Origin of the sequence: Pseudomonas fluvialis (assembly GCF_002234375.1) — a bacterium.
Lineage (GTDB): Bacteria > Pseudomonadota > Gammaproteobacteria > Pseudomonadales > Pseudomonadaceae > Aquipseudomonas > Aquipseudomonas fluvialis.
Window position 1 is genome coordinate 71,147 of record NZ_NMQV01000005.1, and the last position, 18,025, is coordinate 89,171.

At 63.5% G+C, this 18,025-nt stretch carries 16 protein-coding genes and 1 pseudogene; 6 read left to right on the top strand and 11 right to left on the bottom strand.

All coding sequences use genetic code 11. The features are described 5' to 3' along the window. Nucleotides 1-38 precede the first annotated feature (38 nt). Genes CFY91_RS03915 through CFY91_RS03925 form a run of 3 tightly spaced genes read right to left on the bottom strand, consistent with a single transcriptional unit; the run spans nt 39 to nt 3,618 of the window. A complete protein-coding gene (locus CFY91_RS03915) occupies nt 39-1,520 on the bottom strand; it encodes an MFS transporter (protein WP_093985042.1) in 1,482 nt (493 codons plus the stop codon). Between the two features lie 19 nt (nt 1,521-1,539). Beyond that, on the bottom strand, nt 1,540-1,998 hold the full coding sequence (locus CFY91_RS03920; protein WP_093985043.1) for a universal stress protein: 459 nt from the start codon (nt 1,996-1,998) through the stop codon (nt 1,540-1,542). Nucleotides 1,999-2,016: 18 nt separating this feature from the next. Then, on the bottom strand, nt 2,017-3,618 hold the full coding sequence (locus tag CFY91_RS03925) for an MFS transporter (protein ID WP_093985044.1): 1,602 nt from the start codon (nt 3,616-3,618) through the stop codon (nt 2,017-2,019). Nucleotides 3,619-3,991: 373 nt separating this feature from the next. On the opposite strand from CFY91_RS03925, the gene CFY91_RS03930 reads away from it, so the two are divergent. The 6 genes from CFY91_RS03930 to CFY91_RS03955 all read left to right on the top strand — a co-directional run bounded on the left by CFY91_RS03930 (nt 3,992) and on the right by CFY91_RS03955 (nt 10,182). Next, on the top strand, nt 3,992-5,836 hold the full coding sequence (locus CFY91_RS03930; RefSeq protein WP_229727175.1) for a type IV pili methyl-accepting chemotaxis transducer N-terminal domain-containing protein: 1,845 nt from the start codon (nt 3,992-3,994) through the stop codon (nt 5,834-5,836). After that, complete coding sequence (narL, locus tag CFY91_RS03935) at nt 5,833-6,483, top strand: two-component system response regulator NarL (protein ID WP_093985045.1); 651 nt, start codon at nt 5,833-5,835, stop codon at nt 6,481-6,483. The genes CFY91_RS03930 and narL overlap by 4 nt, the downstream gene beginning before the upstream one ends. Nucleotides 6,484-6,743: 260 nt before the next feature. Beyond that, entirely contained in the window at nt 6,744-8,000 is a 1,257-nt protein-coding gene (locus CFY91_RS03940; protein ID WP_093985046.1) for an alginate export family protein, read from the top strand. Nucleotides 8,001-8,099: 99 nt separating this feature from the next. Further along, nucleotides 8,100-8,885: a type IV pili methyl-accepting chemotaxis transducer N-terminal domain-containing protein gene (locus CFY91_RS03945; RefSeq protein ID WP_093985047.1), complete on the top strand. Its 786-nt coding sequence runs from the start codon at nt 8,100-8,102 to the stop codon at nt 8,883-8,885. A gap of 156 nt (nt 8,886-9,041) precedes the next feature. After that, on the top strand, nt 9,042-9,716 hold the full coding sequence (locus CFY91_RS03950) for a Crp/Fnr family transcriptional regulator (protein WP_093985048.1): 675 nt from the start codon (nt 9,042-9,044) through the stop codon (nt 9,714-9,716). A 37-nt stretch (nt 9,717-9,753) separates the two neighbouring features. Further along, a complete protein-coding gene (locus CFY91_RS03955) occupies nt 9,754-10,182 on the top strand; it encodes a putative zinc-binding protein (RefSeq protein WP_093985049.1) in 429 nt (142 codons plus the stop codon). Nucleotides 10,183-10,210: 28 nt separating this feature from the next. On the opposite strand, the gene CFY91_RS16380 is transcribed toward CFY91_RS03955, so the two are convergent. The 8 genes and pseudogenes from CFY91_RS16380 to norR form a co-directional block, all read right to left on the bottom strand. Then, a complete protein-coding gene (locus tag CFY91_RS16380; RefSeq protein ID WP_371870531.1) occupies nt 10,211-11,053 on the bottom strand; it encodes a methyl-accepting chemotaxis protein in 843 nt (280 codons plus the stop codon). A gap of 18 nt (nt 11,054-11,071) precedes the next feature. Further along, nucleotides 11,072-11,800: pseudogene (locus CFY91_RS16385) on the bottom strand (type IV pili methyl-accepting chemotaxis transducer N-terminal domain-containing protein); the annotation flags it as partial. Nucleotides 11,801-11,942: 142 nt separating this feature from the next. Then, nucleotides 11,943-12,446 carry a ubiquinone anaerobic biosynthesis accessory factor UbiT gene (gene ubiT, locus CFY91_RS03965; protein ID WP_093985051.1) on the bottom strand — a complete coding sequence of 168 codons (504 nt, stop codon included), beginning with the start codon at nt 12,444-12,446 and terminating at the stop codon, nt 11,943-11,945. Beyond that, nucleotides 12,440-13,330: a U32 family peptidase gene (locus tag CFY91_RS03970; RefSeq protein WP_093985052.1), complete on the bottom strand. Its 891-nt coding sequence runs from the start codon at nt 13,328-13,330 to the stop codon at nt 12,440-12,442. The genes ubiT and CFY91_RS03970 overlap by 7 nt, the downstream gene beginning before the upstream one ends. 10 nt (nt 13,331-13,340) lie before the next feature. Beyond that, a complete protein-coding gene (ubiU, locus tag CFY91_RS03975) occupies nt 13,341-14,336 on the bottom strand; it encodes a ubiquinone anaerobic biosynthesis protein UbiU (RefSeq protein ID WP_093985053.1) in 996 nt (331 codons plus the stop codon). A gap of 101 nt (nt 14,337-14,437) precedes the next feature. Beyond that, nucleotides 14,438-15,673 carry a molybdopterin molybdotransferase MoeA gene (locus tag CFY91_RS03980; RefSeq protein WP_093985223.1) on the bottom strand — a complete coding sequence of 412 codons (1,236 nt, stop codon included), beginning with the start codon at nt 15,671-15,673 and terminating at the stop codon, nt 14,438-14,440. Continuing rightward, entirely contained in the window at nt 15,670-16,224 is a 555-nt protein-coding gene (gene moaB, locus CFY91_RS03985; RefSeq protein WP_093985054.1) for a molybdenum cofactor biosynthesis protein B, read from the bottom strand. Before moaB ends, CFY91_RS03980 begins: the two co-directional genes overlap by 4 nt. A 108-nt stretch (nt 16,225-16,332) precedes the next feature. Then, complete coding sequence (gene norR / locus CFY91_RS03990; protein ID WP_093985224.1) at nt 16,333-17,868, bottom strand: nitric oxide reductase transcriptional regulator NorR; 1,536 nt, start codon at nt 17,866-17,868, stop codon at nt 16,333-16,335. Nucleotides 17,869-18,025: the final 157 nt, after the last annotated feature.

The following is an 18,025-nucleotide window of genomic DNA, read 5'->3' on the forward strand; positions in this document are numbered from 1 at the left end:
TGACGCGCCGGATCACCCGGCGCATGGCTTACTCAGGTTCAAGCGTGTTGGCGGGCGGCGCGTTCCTTATCCACGGAGGACACGTAGTACTCATCGGCAAAGGCCCCTTCCGGCTCTTTCAGCCAGAGCAGGCACAGCACGAAGCTGACAAAGGCCCCGGCGGCGATGATCAGGAAGAACTGCGAAGGGGTAACGAAGGTGAACAGGGTCAGGTAGACCACCGCACCGACGTTGCCGTAGGCCCCGGCCATGCCGGAGATCTGCCCGGTGATGCGTCGTTTGATCGATGGAATGATCCCGAAGGTGGCGCCCTCGGCGCCCTGCACGAACATCGAGCAGGCCACGGTGATGGCTACGGCGATGAACAGCGGCCACTTCGAGTTCATCAGGCCCATCAGCACGAAGCCGATGCCGATGCCGAACATGTAGGCCAGCATGACGAAGCGGCGGTTGCCGAAACGGTCGGAAACCAGGCCGCCCATGGGACGCGCCACCAGGTTGACGAAGGCAAAGGAAGCGGCGATCAACCCGGCAGTCGTCGGGGTCAGGCCCCAGGTCTCCTCGAAGAACATCGGCAGCATCGACACCACCGCCAGCTCCGCACCAAAGTTGGCGAAGTAGGTGGAGTTCAATGCCGCCACGGTGTTGAAGGGATACTTGTCGTCTTCCGGCACACCCTTCATGAGGATCGGCACGTTGACGCGCAGGATCTGTACGATCTGATACAGCACGACGGCAATGATCACCCCGTAGCAGATCCATGCACCGACATTGCTCAGATAACCGAGCTTCTCGACACGCCAGACCAGAATGCCCAGTACACCGATCATCGGAATGGTCCAGAGGATCAGCTTGATCATGTCCGCCCAGGTGCTGACTTCCATGGCACTGGCCTTGTGCGGCTTGTGGTGCACGGTGCCCTTGGGGCCATCGGTGATGGCGAACCAGTAGTACACGCCATACAGCGCCATGATGATGGCCGAACTGGCAATCGCCCAGCGCCAGCCTTCCGGGCCACCAAAGATGTGGATGGCAATGGCCGGCAGGCTCATCGCTGCCGCTGCTGAACCAAAGTTGCCCCAGCCGGCATAGAAGCCTTCGGCAAAGCCGATGTGCTTGGGCTTGAACCACATGGCGGTCATATGGATGCCGACCACGAAGCTGGCACCTACCGAGCTGAGCACCAGCCGCGAGACCAGCAACTGGGTGCGCGTATCACCAAAGGCAAAGAACAGCGCAGGCGCCGCCATCACCACCAACAGGATGGAGAACACCCGACGCGGACCGAAGCGATCCAGTGCCATGCCGACGATGATCCGCGCCGGAATGGTCAGGGCCACGTTGGCAATGGCGAACAGCTTGAGGTCTTCCGGGGTCAGCCAGTCGACGCTCTTCAGCATGCTGGAGGCCAGCGGCGCCATGCCGAACCAGACGAAGAAGCAGATATAGAACGCAATCCAGGTCAGGTGCAGGGCTCGGATTTCCGGTTGTTTCCAGTTGAACAGTTCAGAGACTTTCATTACCGCGTACTCCTTGGCCCTACTGGCAGGACTGGATCAGCACCGGGCACGGGGCCCGGCGCGCCAGGAAGGCACTGACGCTGCCAAAGGTCATGTAGTCGAGCTCGTCGACCAGCAGGTTGAGCGAACGGGAAATGAAGCCACCGTCCGGCTCGTTGCTGTGGCGGGCGATAACCAGCAAGTCCGGTTTCTTGTGCTCGGCCGCCTTGAGAATCATCTTGCGGGCATCGCCCTCGGCCAGAATCACTTCGGCATCCAGGCCCTGCTGGCCCACCTGCTCGGCGGCTTCGTGCAGGAAGCTGCGAAATTCCGCCTTCTGCCGCTGGAACAGCGTGTCGGCGTCGTCGCTGCTGTCCAGGCTGTCTTCAACCACCCCCACCAGCATGATCAGCGGCTGTAGCGGCTTGAACATGTCGATGGTGCGTTGCAGGGCCAGCTTGGCATTACGCGAATTGTCATAGGCAATGAGGATGCGCATGGCGATCACTCCACTCGGTTAAGGATTCTTCACGTAGGCATTGGCACGCAGGTAGAACCACCAGTTGAGGACCATGCACAGCGCGTAGAACACCGCGAAGCCGTACATGGCTACCTGGGGGGTACCCGCCTTGATCTGGTCGCCGATGACGATGGGCGCGACGAAAGAACCGTAAGCCGCCACGGCCGAGGTCCAACCCAGTACCGGGCCGGCCTTTTCACGGTCGAAAATCACCCCGACCGAGCGGAAGGTGGAGCCGTTGCCAATACCCGATGCAGCGAACAGCACCATGAACAGCAACAGGAAGGTGAAGAAGTACTGCTCAGGCTGGCTGGAGCCATAGGCCTGGTGCATCACGTAGCCGGTTGCCACCGAGGCCACCACCATCACCGCGGAAATGATCTGCGTGACGATCGAGCCGCCGACCTTGTCGGAGATCCAGCCGCCCAGCGGACGAATCAGCGCACCGACGAACGGACCGATCCAGGCATAGGTCAGCGCACTTGGCGCATTGGGATTGGCCACACGGGTAATGCTGCCGTCGGCGGCCACTTCGTTCATGAAGCCGAAGATCACGGTGATCGACAGCGGCAGCGCCATGGAGAAACCGATGAACGAACCGAAGGTGAGGATGTACAGCACACTCATCGACCAGGTGTGCTTGTCACTGAAGATGGTGAACTGGCGCTGGATGTTCGGCTTGATGCTGCCCGGCAGCATACGCAGCATGAACAGCGTGCCCGCCATGATCAGCACCATGGTCACCCACATGTTCAACACACCCAGGCCGACCGGCGCCGGCAGGTACAGGTAGAGACCCACCGCCGCCGTGATGAAACCGACCAGGTACAGACCGATAATCTTGCCGAAGGCGGCCAGCGGGTTACCCGGGTTGGGGGTAATCGCCAACAGGTTGTTCATGCCGAACCAGCCGGCAAAAGCCAGCGGGATGAGGAACAGCAACCACACCCAGCCGGCGTTCTGAATCCAGGTCTCGGTACCGGCGGCAATCTTGCCGATCAGTGTGCCGCTGTCCTTGAGCAGCTCCATGGGAGCACCGGCCAGCGCACCGAACACCCCGGCGGTCATCACCAGAGGAATCAGGATCTGCATGGTGGTTACGCCGAAGTTGCCCAGCCCGGCATTCAGGCCCAGCGCCAGGCCCTGCTGGCTCTTGGGAAAGAAGGTGCTGATATTGCTCATCGAGCAGGCGAAGTTGCCGCCACCGATACCGGAGAGGAACGCCAGCAACTGGAATACCCACAGCGGCGTGGTCTTGTCTTGCAGGGCGATGCCGGCGCCAATGGCCGGAATCATCAGCAGCGCGGTGGTCAGGAAGATGGTGTTGCGCCCGCCGGCGATACGAATCATGAACGATGCCGGGATGCGCAGCGTGGCACCGGTCAGGCCGGAGATGGCGGTCAGGGCAAACAGCTCAGACGGCTCGAAGGGAAAGCCCAGGTTGATCATCTGCACCGTCACGATGCCCCACATCAGCCAGATGGCAAACCCCATCAGCAAGCTGGGAATGGATATCCACAGGTTGCGGTTGGCAATTTTCTTGCCGGTGGATTCCCAGAACGCCTGGTTCTCCACATCCCACTTTTCGATATTGCTCATGGAGCCCCCTAGATCAAACACTAAAACCATCGCAAAACATCTGGTTTTGCTTTCTTGATCGGCACGTTACCGGCCAGAGAAGGCTGCGTGTTTTGACCTTGATCAATGGATCTTCCGCAGAAATATGCCAAGCCCTCTCAAATACCTCTTTGGCGGTACTCTTTTTTCACATAAAAAACATATAAAAAACATGAAGATAGGATGGTTTTCAAAAAACAATAAGGCTTTTTTTCCAAAGCACCAAAACGTTGGTGATAACCCAGCATTACTTGCAATGTCCTGGCAAAGCTTCAAACTCCTGCGCTAGCTAGCACTCGCACGACGTCCACACCCGTCACCCTTACATTGGTCTATTGATAGTCGCCTACAAGCCATGCCCCTGAGCTCGTCGCCACTACCCACGCCACGTCACTCGGTGGTATTCAACACCCTGCTGGCGTTCGTCGTGATCATCAGCTTTACCCTGCTGAGCATGCTGATCAGCCTGTATACCGCCGACGCACTGCAGGGCGACGCGGAAGCCATCAACCATGCCGGCAGCCTGCGCATGCAGGCCTATCGCCTGGCGATTACCGCCCAGCAGGACAACCCGGCGCTGCTCCAGCAACACATCGAGGGCCTGGATCGCACCCTGCAATCGCAATCCCTGCGTTCGGCGCTGACCCGGCATGGCGGCCCGACACTCAGCGAGCGCTACAACGTAGTGCGCCAGCACTGGCAACAGCACATGCGGCCATTACTGAACAACCCCGCACCGACCATCCTACGCTACCACGAGGAGCTGCCGCACTTCGTCGAAGAGCTCAATCATTTCGTCCTGACCCTGCAACAGGCCTCGGAGCAAAAGCTGGAAATCATCCGCGGCCTGCAGATCGCCACCCTGTTCATCAGCGTGATTATTGCGTTCGTGCTGATCTACGGATTGCACAACAACCTGGCCAGCCCGCTCAGCCGCCTGACCGAACTGACCCGCCAGGTCAGTCGCGGCGACTTCAGCGGCCAGGTACATATCGCCGGCGAAACCGAACTGAGCCAGCTGGGCGAAACCTTCAATCACATGAGCCGCGAACTGGGTGAGCTGTACGGCGAAATGGAGCGCAAGGTGGATGCCAAGACCGCCGAACTGCAACAAAGCAATGCCAGCCTGCAATTACTGCTCAACTGCGCGCGCATGCTCTACAGCCAACCCAGCGATCCTTCGCGACTGATGGGCCAACTGCTCGGCAAGGTGCAGCAGGTGCTCGGTAGTGGTCAGGTTTCGCTGTGCCTCAACCAGCCCACCGAGCAGACCAGCCACACCGCCCTCAACAGCCATCAGGGGCAACCCGACTACTGCCGCCTGCCACACTGCGACGAGTGCCCGATCAAGCAGGGTGAACCGCTGCCCTCCGGCCTGCCACTGGCCAGCTTTGATCTGCGCGCAAGCGGCGCGGCACTGGGCGTGCTGCACGTCGAACTCCCCGATGGCCAACCGCTACAGGACTGGCAGTCGCAATTGCTGGTGACCTTGGCGGACTTGTTCGCCGCCTCGCTCAGCCTGGCGCAACTCGGTCAGCATGAGGCACGCCTGGCGCTGATGGAGGAACGCGCGGTGATCGCCCGCGAACTGCACGACTCCCTGGCCCAGTCGCTTTCCGCACAAAAACTGCAACTGGCCCGACTCAAGCGCCAGGCCAGCCGCAGCGGCGTACCGGAAGAGCTGAGTGAAACCCTGGCGCAGATCGAGCAGGGGCTCAATGCGGCCTATCGCAAGCTGCGCGAACTACTCACCACCTTCCGCATCCGTGTCGATGCGCCAGGGCTGAAACCTGCGGTGGAGGCCACCTGCAAGGAATTCATGGAGAACTCCGGGCTGCGTATCCAGCTGGACTATCAATTGGAACACTGCCCGCTGACGCCCAATGAGGAGATCCACTGCCTGCAGATTGTCCGTGAGGCGCTCAGCAACGTGCTCAAGCACGCCCAGGCCGCGCATTGCTGGCTGGTGCTGCACCAGGCCGAGGATGGCAATATCGAGGTGCTGATCGATGACGACGGCATCGGCATTCGCCACAGCGAAAGCCCCAGCGGCCATTATGGCCTGAGCATTCTCAAGGAGCGCGCCAGCAGCCTGGGCGGCCAACTGGAGATCGTCCCACGCACGGCGGGCGGCACCCGCGTGCAACTGCACTTCACCCCATCCTTTCGCAAGATTCCCCTACATCAGGAGACCGCATGAACGAGCAGGCCCCTATCCGCATCCTCTTGGTCGATGATCACCCACTGATGCGTCGCGGCATGCGCGACCTGCTGGCCATGGAAGACGACCTGCAACCGGTCGGCGAAGCCGGTACCGGCGAAGAGGCCCTGCGCCTGGTCGACGAACTGGATCCCGACCTGATCCTGCTCGACCTCAACATGCCAGGCATGGACGGCCTGGAAACCCTGCAACGCCTGCGCGAAGCCAAGGTCGATGCACGGATCATCCTGTTCACCGTGTCAGACGACCAGAGCCATGTACTGGAAGCCCTGCGCCAGGGGGCCGATGGCTACCTGCTCAAGGACATGGACCCGGAACAGCTGGTCGAACAGGTGCGTGCCGCCGCCAACGGCAAGCTGGCACTGACCCCGGAGCTGACCCTGATCCTCGCCCAGGCGATTCGCGAGCGACCCAGCAACGCCAGCCAGAATGCCAATGCCAGCCTGACCAAGCGCGAAAAGGATGTCCTGCGCCTGATCGCCAAGGGACTCAGCAACAAGATGATCGCCCGCAAACTGGGCATCACCGAAGGCACGGTCAAGGTGCATGTGAAAAACCTGCTGCACAGCCTGCGCCTGCGCTCACGCGTGGAAGCCGCCATCTGGGCCACAGAACACCTGCGCTGAAGTCGGCACTGACCCAGAGCAAGCCAAGCACACTGAGTTCCCGCCAGCCCTCGCGACATAAGGTCACAGGCCGCCCTGCGTAAAAACCTGCAGTATGCCCCGAAGGCCCGTAAACACGGGCCTTCGGGGCATGCTGGACGGGCATTTTGTCGCGCCTGGCGCCCACGCCGGCCTTTTGGCGAATTTGACAATCATCAAGTTGATTCGCCCCATGCGCCCCTATCGTCCACCCCATACCAACCCAGTGGACGAGCACCCTCATGAACAACCACGCCCTGAAACCGCTGTATATCGCGCTCCTCGCCCTCAGTGCCCCCCTCGCACAGGCCGAAGACATCAGCCAGCTGTTCAACGACGGTAAGCTGATCCTCGATGCCCGTTACCGTTATGAGCACGTCGACCAGGACAATACGCTCGATCATGCCAATGCCCAGACCCTGCGCACCCGGGTCGGCTTCCAGACGGGCAAATGGTACGGTCTCTCCGGCCTTATCGAAGCCGACAACACCAGCCGCATTGGTGACGCCAGCTACAACAACACCCGCAACGGCCAGGGCACCTTGGTGGCAGGAAACTCGGTAGTGGCCGACCCGGATGGCAGCGAGATCAACCAGGCGCTGCTGCGCTATGACTTCGCCCAGGGCAACCTGGTGGTCGGTCGCCAGCGTATCAACCTGGACAACCAGCGTTTCGTCGGCGGGGTCGCCTGGCGGCAGAACGAGCAGACCTATGACGGTCTGCTCGGCCAGCTCAAGCCGATCGACAAGCTGACCCTGACCTATGCCTATATCGACAACATCAACACCATCTTCGGCCCGGGCGACAACCGCTTCGACAACCGCACCAACCCGGCCAACATCGAAGGCCACAGCCACCTGCTGAATGCCCAGTACGTGGTGTCCCCGGCACTCACCGTCACCGCCTACAACTACCTGCTGGGCCTGGACAACATTGCCAACGTCAACCAGCCGGCCATGCTCGGCAACCTGTCCAGCAAGACCTACGGCACACGCCTCAACGGCACCCTGGCCGGGGTCAGCTATGCCCTGGAATATGCCCGTCAGCGCGACTATGCGGACAACCCGCTGGAGCTGAGCAGCGAGTACTACCTGGCCGAACTGGGCTATACCCTGTCCGGCGTTGCCCTCAAGGGCGGCCTGGAAATCCTCGGCGGCGACAGCGGCCCGGACAACCGCGCCTTCCAGACTCCGCTGGCCACCAAGCACGCCTTCCAGGGCTGGGCCGACATGTTCCTCACCACCCCGGCCGACGGCATCAAGGACAGCTACCTGAGCGCCAGCCTGCCCCTGTTGGGCGGCACCCTCACCGGCATGTACCACGACTACCGTGCCGAACTGGGCAGCAGCCACTACGGCGACGAGTACAACCTGTCCTACGCCCGGCCGATCCCTGGCGTCAAAGGCCTGGTCGGCCTGATCAAGGCTGCACGCTACGACGCCGACGACCTGCACGTCGATACCGACAAGCTCTGGCTGCAAATGCAGTACAGCTACTGAGTCTGCACCTGCCAACCCACCCCGCCCGTCAACGGGCGGGCTTTTCATACGGCCGCCACAAGCGGCCGTGTCCCGTTGTACGGTCAGAGGATTACCCCCATGCCCGCCTTGTTTGTGCGTTTTCTCAGCGTCACCCTGTTACTCGCCTGCAGCCTGCCCAGCTGGGCCGCCCTCAGTCATGCCGAAGCCGTCAACGTGGCGGGCATGCAGCGTTTCCTCAGCCAGCGCATGGCTAAAAGCTACCTGATGCTGGCCGGCGAAATACGCGCCGAACAGGCCCGTGAACAGCTGCACAGCAGCCAGCAACGCTTTGCCGAAAATCTGCAGGCCTTGCGTGCCTATGCCGGAAACCCCGCACAGGTCGCCCTGCTAGAAACCCAGGAAAACCTTTGGCAGACCTATCAGGCGCTGCTGCAACAAGCCCCGGCGCAGGCAACGGCTCGCCAGGTGGTCGTACACAGCCAGCAGGTACTGGCCAATGCCGAGCAACTGGTCAATCGTGTCGAGCAGGACAGTAACCTGCATGCCGCGCACCTGATCAACCGCAGCGGCCGCCAGCGCATGCTCAGCCAGCGGATTGCCCTGCTCTATCTGGCGCAGAGCCAGGAGATTACCCCGCCCGACCTGCAAGACCAGCTGCAACGCAGCATCGACGAGTTCGACCAGGCCTTGCAGGAGCTGCAAGGCGCCAGCCAGAACACCCCGGCCATCAGCGAACTGCTGCGCAAGAGCGGTAGCCACTGGCGTTACTCGAGAAGCGGCTTCGCCCTTGCCGAAAACGGCCGCTATGTACCGACGGTAATCAGCGTTACCAGCGAAACCCTGTTCCAACAGATGGTCAGTCTTACCGATGCCTACACCGAAGTACTCGGCAAACCTCGCTGACACCGTGCAAAGCCGCCCGGCACAAGGCGCCAGGGCGGCGACCGAACGCCTCGCTACCCCCAAGGAGATAGGCAGCAGGAGGCAGTACAAACCGGCATTTGGAGGACTGTTGCCTGCCACCTCACGCCAGTACCATCACTACTCTGGAGGTGGACAATGCTATCCGACTCGACAACCCTGACACTGCTGCGCCGCCATCACCTGTTCGACAAACTACCTGAAGGCGTATTCCAGGAAGTCTGTGGCCTGGCCAACCTGCGTCGCCTGGAAACCGGTGACAGCGTGTTTCACCAGGGCAATACGGCGGATCGTTTCTATGTCCTGCAGAACGGCCAGATCAAGCTGACCCGTGTATTGCAGGAAGGCCAGGAAAAGCTCGTCGAAGTCATCCACCCTGGGCAAAGCTTTGCCGAAGCACTGATGTTCAACGGTGCGCGCCACTACCCGGTGACCGCCACTGCACTCAAGGCCTGCACACTGGTCAGCATCGACGCCAACCACTACCGGCGCCTGCTGGAAGAACAGCCGAGGATCTGCCTGGACCTGCTGGCCAGCTTCAGTATTCGTCTGCACCAGCGCCTGCACGAGATCGATACCTTGACCCTGGCCAATGCCAGCCGTCGTGTTGTGCGTTATCTCTGTAATGCGCAGAACAGCGACGGGCAGATCAACCTCAGCGTGCCCAAGCGCCTGATCGCTTCACAGCTGGGCATCCAGCCGGAAACCTTCTCGCGCATCCTGCATCGTCTGATCGATGCCGGGCTGATTGCCATGGAGCGGCGCAACATCCGCGTGCTGGATACCACCAGCCTGGTCAATTACTGCGAGTGAGCCGCCCGCCGGGCAGCCCTGCCAGAGGAGAGACGCCATGCCAGACCCCCAGCGCCCACTGGTTTATTCCTGCTCGGGCTGTTCGAATGTTGCGCAACTGGCCAATACCCTGGCGGTACGCCTGGATCGCGCCGGGCTGGCCGAGATGTCCTGCATTGCCGGCGTCGGCGGGCGGGTTTCCTCGCTGGTCAAGAAAGCCAACTCAGGCCGGCCGATCCTGGCCATTGATGGCTGCCAGCTACAGTGCGTGCGTGGCTGCCTGGACCAGCATGGCGTCACCGCCAATGTGCATCTGGTGCTCAGCCAGTACGGTCTGAAAAAACGCTACGGCGAGGACTGCAGTGCGGAAGACGCCGAAGAGCTGTACCAGGAAGTGTGCCAGTTGATTGCCAGCGACCGCATGCAGGTTCAGCCTGCGCCTGAGGCCCCCTCCAGCGGCAAGCGCCGGCTGCGCTCGGTCAAGTAGCCAGGGCCCGTAGCGCGAGCCGCTCCGTTTACAGGCGGAAGCGGTCGGTCAGCCCCTGTAGCTCAAGCATATCCTGACGCGCCGCCTGGCTGATCTGCTCGGTCTCCCCGGTGCTCTGCGCCGCACGTTCGGCCGCCGAGGCAATGCTCAGCAACGAGCGATTCATATCATCCGCCACCTGCGACTGCTCCTCGGCGGCGGTAGCAATCTGCGTGGCCATGCCGCGTATGGTCTGCACCGCCTCGACAATGTGCTCGAAGGCCAGCTGGGCTGATTCGATTTGCTGCAGGGTCAGCTCGCTGCCCTGACGCGACTCGCCCATCGCCTCACTGGCCCGCCCGGCCTGTTGCTGCAGGCGCTCGATCAAACCACTGATCTCACCGGCTGAGGTCTGTGTGCGCGCCGCCAGGCTGCGCACTTCATCGGCGACCACGGCAAACCCACGCCCCTGCTCGCCGGCGCGCGCCGCTTCGATGGCCGCGTTGAGTGCCAACAGGTTGGTCTGCCCGGCAATGCTGCTGATCACCTCCAGCACGCGACCAATCTCCGCGCTGTCGGCCAGCAGCTGCTGCATGACTTCGGCCAGACCGTCGACGTGCCCGGACAAGCCACGAATGGCCTCGACCGAGACATTCATCACCGCATGCCCCTTGCTGGTCTCGCTCTCGGCCAGATCGGCGGCCTGTGCAGCCTCCACCGTGCTGCGCGCCACCTCCTGCGAGGTAGCGAGCATCTCCTGCATGGCTGTTGCCACCTGTTCGATCTCGGCCTGTTGACCCTGCACATTCTGCGCACTGGCTGCCGCCATCCGTGCCATATGGTTGCAGTGTTCGGCGGCCTGCTCGGCCGAACACCGTACCGCCTCGATCATTTCGCCGACCTGTTGCAGCAGGCGGTTGTACGACTCGGTGATTTCACCCAGTTCGTTGTCGGCATAGCGGGCATTCAACGGCGCGGAGAAATCGCCCTGGCTGACCTTTTCCAGGCGACCACGCAGTTCGTCGATCTGGCGCATCAGCCAGCTCATCCCCGTCACCCGGCCCAGCACCACCAGCACCAGAATGGCCAGGGTCGAGGCCAGGGCAATCCAGCGCTGCTGGCTGGCTGCACGGTTGGCATCAGCCGATACCAGAGCAGTCACTTCGTTGACCTGCCCCAGCAAGGCGTCGGAGTCGCCCGCCAGCGAGCTCAGCGCCTGCTTATCGCCCTGCGCCACCGCCAGCACCACGGTACGGTACTGCTGCCAGCGCTGATCGACCTGGCGCATGCGCTGCTGTACTTCGGGCTGTTGCAGCGGTGCCACGCCCTGGCTGGGGTCACCTTGCAGGAGCAGGCGATGTGACTGTTCGAAGCGCTGGATAGTGCTCTGCAGGGCTTCCAACGGGATGGCCCCCTGCGCCACCAGGATGCTTTCCTTGGCCATTTTCTGGCTGAGCATGCGCTGCGCACCGGCGCGGTCGATCTGCGTGGCATCACGATCGGAGAGGAACAGGGCCAGCGCAGTCAGTGCGGCACAAATGAAGATCAGGCTGTAGGAGAAAAAAAACTGGGCATTGATCGAGCGCAGACCAAGGCCGCGAAGCACCCCCTGCACGCCACGGGTCAGGGTCTCAGACATAAGGGTGTCCTCTGCTTCTCGCTGTATTGGCTGGCAGGCATCGCACGCACCAGCGCCCTGTCCGAACGGACAGAAAGCAGCGTAGCCGATCCCTGCGACAATGCACCACGCTCAAAGCCACCAGGCGCCCAACGGTCGCTACTCACCGGCCCCCGGGAAACGCCGGCTCGGCCGGATCGTCCGGGCGCGCCGCCATGGCCAGGTGGCAGATCAGTTGCCAGAGGCGCGGCGGCAGGTTATCCGGGTCGAGACTGTCGAGCAGGTTCTTGATCCCCAGCCCCAGGTCGGTATCGCCTTCGATCACCAGGCGACGCCGGAAAAACAGGGTATCCGGGTCTTCCTGACGACTGGCCAGGAGCAGGAACTCCCGCCAGTTGCCACGGATGGTCACGTCCACCGGCGCTTCCTGGGCAATGCGCAAGCCACTGCGATCACGGGTGATACACCAGGCCAGGCCGAGATCACTGACTTCCAGGCGCATCCAGCGCCCCTGCAACAGGTCGAAGTCGCCATCGGCCAGCGGCTCGGCAAACAAACGCGCCACGGCCTTCTCAAGCACCAGACGCTGTAGCAGAAACGGCACATGCCGGCCCAGCGGCAGCAGCGGTTCGCCCACGCGCAGGGCCATGCGGGTCAGCTTCAGCATAAGCCAGCCTCCTCGGCACCCAGCATGCCGGGACGACCATGCCAGTAACCATTGCAGCCTTCCACGGCCAGCGGCGGCAAGCTGCCCTGGCGTACCGCGTGATAGGCCTGGACAACTTCAGCCATGCCTTCGGCACGCGGACTGAGACGCAGCAGATCGGCGCCGACCTGTTGCAGCTGCGGATAGTCGGCCAGCAGGTTGTTGACCTTGGCCGACATGGTCTGGATGCCATTGATGGTGAACAAGGCCTCGCCCTCCTGACTGAGCAGCGGAATCCCCTCGGGGTAGTTCTGGCAGCAGAACTGGCAATCGTCCTTGGGACGGTTCTCCGCACGGGCGGTAAAGCAACGCGCCGAGTAGGCCAGCGGCAGGTGACCGTAGGCGAACAGTTCCAGTTCAGGACGCGCCACGCCCAGGCGGTCGAGCTGCTCCAGGCTGTCCTGGATCAGCGCCCCGGAACACTCCACCGGCGGCACCCAGCGCTGCATGCCGCAATCGATCAGTTCGGCCAGGGCATGCCCGTTATAGACATTGAGCGCCGGCCCCGCGACGAAGGGCAGCTTGCGCTCGCTGAGGAACTGCACCGCGCCCATGTCGTTGGCCTCGACCAGCAACTCGCCGTTGTCGCACAGACGACGCAGGCTGGACAGTTCGGAAGCTGCCTCGACCAGCGCCAGTCCGGAGATCACCAGCTCGGCAGTGGTGCTGCCGCGCAAGTCGCGAGCCAGCCCCAGCCATTCGTCCAGGCCGAAGGCACGGCGCTTGGAGCATACGGTTTCGCCCAGGTAGATGACATCCAGCGGTTGCTCGAGCATCTCGGCGTAGAAGTTCAGCAGTTTTTCCCGCGTCCAGTAGAACAGGACCGGACCTAGACTGAGTTTCATCATTGGCTCCTCACTGCCAGGAACGGTGGTAGGCGCCCAGGGTGGTCTGGCTGCCCTCGGAGAGCGTCGCCAGGGCACTGCGCCACTGCGGCTGCACACTGAAGCTCTGCGGGGCACGCGCATAGGCATCCAGCGCGGCACGCCAGACCCGGGTGACCTGCTCGACGTAGGCCGGGCTGCGCTGGCGACCCTCGATCTTCACCGCCTTGATGCCGATGGCCGCAAGCTGCGGGATCAGGTCCAGGGTGTTCAGGCTGGTCGGCTCTTCCAGGGCGTGGAAGCGCTGGCCATTGACCATGAAGCGGCCCTTGCACAGGGTCGGGTAACCGGCCGGCTCGTCCTTGGCATAACGATCAATGAGCACGCCATTGAGCCGTGAGCTGAGCCCGTCGGCATCCTCCTGCCAGCGTACGGCCTTGGCCGGCGAGCAAACGCCACACAGGTTGGGCGACTCGCCGGTGAGGTAGGACGACAGGTGGCAGCGCCCTTCGGCCATGATGCACAGGCTGCCAAAGGCAAATACCTCCAGCGGCACCGTGCTCTTCTCCGCCACCTGGCGCACCTGAGCCAGCGACAGCACGCGCGGCAGTACCGCGCGGCGGATGTTGTAGCGCTGCTGGTAAAGACTGAGGGCCGCGGCATTGGTCGCCGAGCCTTGCACCGACAGGTGCAGGTTGAGGTCCGGGTGATGTTTGCAGGCATAGGCCAACACACCGGGATCGGCGGCGATCAGGGCATTCACGCCCAGCTCGGCGGCGTGATCCACTGCGCGCTGCCAGCGCTGCCAGCCGCCTGGTTGGGCATAGGTATTGACCGCCACATAGAGTTTGCGACCTTCCTTGCGGATCAGCTCAAGGCCGGTTTGCAGCTGCTTCTCGTCCAGGTTGAGGCCAGCGAAGTGGCGAGCGTTGGTGTCATCGCGGAAACCAACATAGATGGCATCGGCGCCCTGGCGGACGGCTGCCTTGAGCGCAGGCAGGCTGCCTGCTGGACAAACCAGTTGCATGGGTTCCCCTCCGGGACGAAACACAGTCGGGCACTATAGGAGCTGCCCCGGGGCCTAACCTTGACGGTAATCAACGGCGACCCCTTAGCAGGCTATCAATTTCAGCCAAGCAGCTCGCTGAACGGCAGGTAGTCCACCCAGTCGCCCGGCTGCAAGGTACGCTGGCACTCCAGCACAGCCAGGCCATCGGCCCAGCAGGCCGAACTGAGCATCGCCGAGCCCTGCCGCGGGTGCAGCTGGACGCTGGCCTGCCCCTCTTCGGCCACAACAAAGCGCGCACGCAGGTACTGACGCCGCACATTGGCCTTGCTCCAGGCAAAGCCGGCCGGCAGACGTAATGGCGTCGGCAGGACCCGCTCGACACCCTGGCAGCGCAACAGGAACGGCCTGCCTACTACCAGCGCGGTAATCAGTGCCGCCGCCGGATTCCCCGGCAACCCCAGCCAGGGCTTGCCGGCCACTTCGCCAAAGGCCAGCGGCTTGCCCGGCTGGATGGCCAGACGCCACAGGTGCAACTGACCAAGCGCCTCGATGGCCTGCTTGAGATGATCCTCCTCGCCCACCGACACCCCGCCGGAACTGAGCAGCACGTCGGCCTCGCTGGCCGCGCGACTCAGCGCTGCGCGGGTCTGCGCGGGGTCGTCAGGGATGTTCGGATACTCCAGCACCTGTAATCCCCAGCCACGTAGCAGCGACGCCAAGGTAATGCGGTTGGTGTTGTAGATCTGTCCCGGCGCCAGGCTTTCACCCGGTTCGCGCAATTCGTTGCCGCTACTCAGGACGGCAACCCGCAGACGCCGATAAACCTGCACACGGGCAATGCCGAAGCTGGCCAGCAGGCCGATTTCCTGGGCGCGCAGACGCTGCCCGGGAGCCAGCAGTGGTGCGCCGGCATCCACTTCCTCGGCGCGACGGCGCACATGCTGGCCAGCCTGCACCGGCGGCAGGCAGACCTGTTCACCCTGCAGCTGGCAGTCTTCCTGCGCCACCACGCTGTCCGCACCGGGCGGCAGCGGCGCGCCGGTAAAGATGCGTACGACGCAGCCTGCCGGCAGGCAGGTATCGGCCGCATCGCCGGCGGCAATCCGCCCAGCCAGTGGCAGGCAGCCACCCTCGGCCGGCAGATCGGCAGCGCGCAGCGCATAGCCATCCATCGCGCTGTTGTCCCAGGCCGGTACGGCAAAGGGCGCCTGCAAGGTTTCCGCCAGGGTACGCCCCAACGCGTCCTGCAGACTGACTGTTTCAATCTCCGGTACGCCGGGGACACGTTCCAGCAGCGCCGCGATGGCCTCGTCCACCGGGCGCAGCATGCTGCTTGAGCAGCCGCAGCCGCTCATGAGCGCGGCCCGCATGACTGGGCGTCCTGACCGGGCAGGCGCTTGAGGTGCGCAACGAAGTTGCAGGGCCGCGTGCGGCTATCCAGCTGCGCCTGCAGGATGCCCTGCCAGCCGGTGCGACAGGCGCCCGGCGAGCCGGGCAGGCAGCACACCAGGGTGCCGTTGCTGAGCCCGGCCAGGGCTCGCGACTGCACCGTGGAAGTGCCGATTTCCTGCAGCGAGAGCTGGCGGAACAACTCACCAAAGCCGTCCACGCTTTTTTCCAACAGCGGCGACACCGCCTGTGGGGTGTTGTCACGCGCGGTGAAGCCGGTGCCGCCGGTGATCAGGACTACCTGCACCTGTGGATCGGCAATCCAGCTGCACAGGCGTGCGCGGATCTGCCAGATATCGTCGCTGACCAGCGCACGCTCAGCCAACTGGTGGCCGGCCTGCTGCAGGGCATCGATCAGGGTTTGTCCCGAGCTGTCGGTCTCCAGGGTACGACTGTCACTGACCGTCAGCACGGCGATACGCAGCGCCTGGAAGACGCTGCTGGACGAATGGGCCATGGAACAACTCTCCTCATGTCTCAAGATGGCGGCAGCCTGCCCGGCTGGCCGGAGCACGCCCATACCCCCTCGGAGGTAAACGGCGGCAACGATTGATCGAGGTCAAGCCTACACCGCCTGCACCCCGAGGCGCCGCGCCAGTTTGCGCAAATTGCTCGGGTCCAGTTGCAACAGGCGCGCGGCCGCCGCCCAGTTGCCGGGATGTGCCTGCAGGGCAGCACGAATGGCCTGGCGCTGGCACTCATCAACCTGTTCACGCAGCGCAGCCAACGGCAGCGCACGGGCCTCGGGCAGCGCCGGTACGGCCGCTGGCAGGCGCGACTGGCCGCCATCCAGGCCCAGCCAGGGCGCCTCGATACACAGCAAGGCACTGCGCGATGCGGCCTGACTGAGCGCCTTGAGCGCCGCCCGACTGATCACATGCTCCAGCTCGCGGACATTGCCTGGCCAGGCGTGTGCCAACAACGCCTGCTCGGCCGCCGTCGACAGGCTCAGGCCACGCAGACCCAGGCGCGCCCGGTTGAGTTCGAGAAAATGCCCAGCCAGCAGCAGAATGTCCTGGCCACGCTCGCGCAGCGGCGGAATGTGCACCGGGTAGGCCGAGAGACGATGGTAGAGGTCAGCGCGAAAGCGCTGCTCGCGCACCTCGTCATGCAGCTGGCGGTTGCTGGCGGCAATCACCCGCACATCCACATGACGTGGCCGATCCTCGCCCAGCCGCTGGATTTCGCCATTCTGCAGGGCGCGCAGCAGCTTGGCCTGCACGTTCAGCGGCAGTTCACCCACCTCGTCGAGCAGTAGGGTGCCGCCGTGCGCCGCTTCGAAGCGCCCGGCGCGCTCCTGCCCGGCACCGGAAAAGGCGCCACGGCTATGTCCGAACAGCTCGCTTTCCACCAGGCTTTCCGGCAAGGCGGCGCAATTGACATGGATCAGCGGTTGTCCGGCCCGCGGCGAGTGGGCATGCAGCCAGCGCGCAAACAATTCCTTGCCGACCCCGGTTTCGCCCTGCAGCAACACCGGCAGATCGGCAGCCGCCACCACCGCCAGCTCATCGAGCAAGGCCAGCAGCGGCGGATGCTGGCCCAGGATGACGCCATCCTCGCCGTGCGGCTCGCGTAACGCCGGCAGGCTACGGGCCTGGCGCAGGCTGCGCGCCTCACGCTCCAGGCGGGACACGCGCAGGGCCACCTCGACCAGCAGGGCATCCCGCTGCAGGCGCTGGCGGGCGCGCTCGTCGAACGTGCCGGCGCGCCGGCTGTCCAGGGTCAGCACGCCCCACAGGCGCCCATCCAGGTACAGGCTGATGCCCAGGCAGTCATGCACGGTCGGTGGCAAACCGGCGGCATCCGCATGCAGCAGACCATCGAAGGGGTCCGGCCAGGGGCAATCCGCCGCGAACAGCAGCGCCTCACGCTGTGCCAGCAGCGCCGCCAGGCGGGGCTGCTCATCCAGGCGCAGCCGCCGGCCATGCACCTCGTGGGGCAGGCCCACCAGCGCCTGCGGGCATAGGCACTCACCATCCAGGCGCAGCAGCGCCAGCGCATCACAGGCATAGGCCACCTGCAGGCTGACCAGCAGACGCTGCAGGCGCACCGGCATGTTCAGTTCACCCGTCAGGTCGGCCAGCAAGGCACTTTGCAACAAGGTCAATTCCACTGCGACAGGTATCCATCACCCGATCAATGCCGGGTAGATTAGACCTGCTCCGCGCGACACCACCTTGATCGCCATCAAGCCGCTTCCCGGCAAGGCGCAGCCGCTCTGGGCCAGGCCTTACACGGCACAGTCCTTGCGATGGACA

Coding starts and splice junctions, on each gene's coding strand:
- CFY91_RS03945 (WP_093985047.1), top strand. CDS start 8,100: ATGCCCGCCTTGTTTGTGCGTTTTCTCAGCGTCACCCTGTTACTCGCC.
- CFY91_RS03950 (WP_093985048.1), top strand. CDS start 9,042: ATGCTATCCGACTCGACAACCCTGACACTGCTGCGCCGCCATCACCTG.
- CFY91_RS03970 (WP_093985052.1), bottom strand. CDS start 13,330: ATGAAACTCAGTCTAGGTCCGGTCCTGTTCTACTGGACGCGGGAAAAA.
- CFY91_RS03920 (WP_093985043.1), bottom strand. CDS start 1,998: ATGCGCATCCTCATTGCCTATGACAATTCGCGTAATGCCAAGCTGGCC.
- narL (WP_093985045.1), top strand. CDS start 5,833: ATGAACGAGCAGGCCCCTATCCGCATCCTCTTGGTCGATGATCACCCA.
- CFY91_RS03915 (WP_093985042.1), bottom strand. CDS start 1,520: ATGAAAGTCTCTGAACTGTTCAACTGGAAACAACCGGAAATCCGAGCC.
- CFY91_RS03955 (WP_093985049.1), top strand. CDS start 9,754: ATGCCAGACCCCCAGCGCCCACTGGTTTATTCCTGCTCGGGCTGTTCG.
- ubiU (WP_093985053.1), bottom strand. CDS start 14,336: ATGCAACTGGTTTGTCCAGCAGGCAGCCTGCCTGCGCTCAAGGCAGCC.
- CFY91_RS16380 (WP_371870531.1), bottom strand. CDS start 11,053: ATGATCGAGGCGGTACGGTGTTCGGCCGAGCAGGCCGCCGAACACTGC.
- CFY91_RS03925 (WP_093985044.1), bottom strand. CDS start 3,618: ATGAGCAATATCGAAAAGTGGGATGTGGAGAACCAGGCGTTCTGGGAA.
- moaB (WP_093985054.1), bottom strand. CDS start 16,224: ATGGCCCATTCGTCCAGCAGCGTCTTCCAGGCGCTGCGTATCGCCGTG.
- CFY91_RS03980 (WP_093985223.1), bottom strand. CDS start 15,673: ATGAGCGGCTGCGGCTGCTCAAGCAGCATGCTGCGCCCGGTGGACGAG.
- ubiT (WP_093985051.1), bottom strand. CDS start 12,446: ATGCTGAAGCTGACCCGCATGGCCCTGCGCGTGGGCGAACCGCTGCTG.
- CFY91_RS03940 (WP_093985046.1), top strand. CDS start 6,744: ATGAACAACCACGCCCTGAAACCGCTGTATATCGCGCTCCTCGCCCTC.
- CFY91_RS03930 (WP_229727175.1), top strand. CDS start 3,992: ATGCCCCTGAGCTCGTCGCCACTACCCACGCCACGTCACTCGGTGGTA.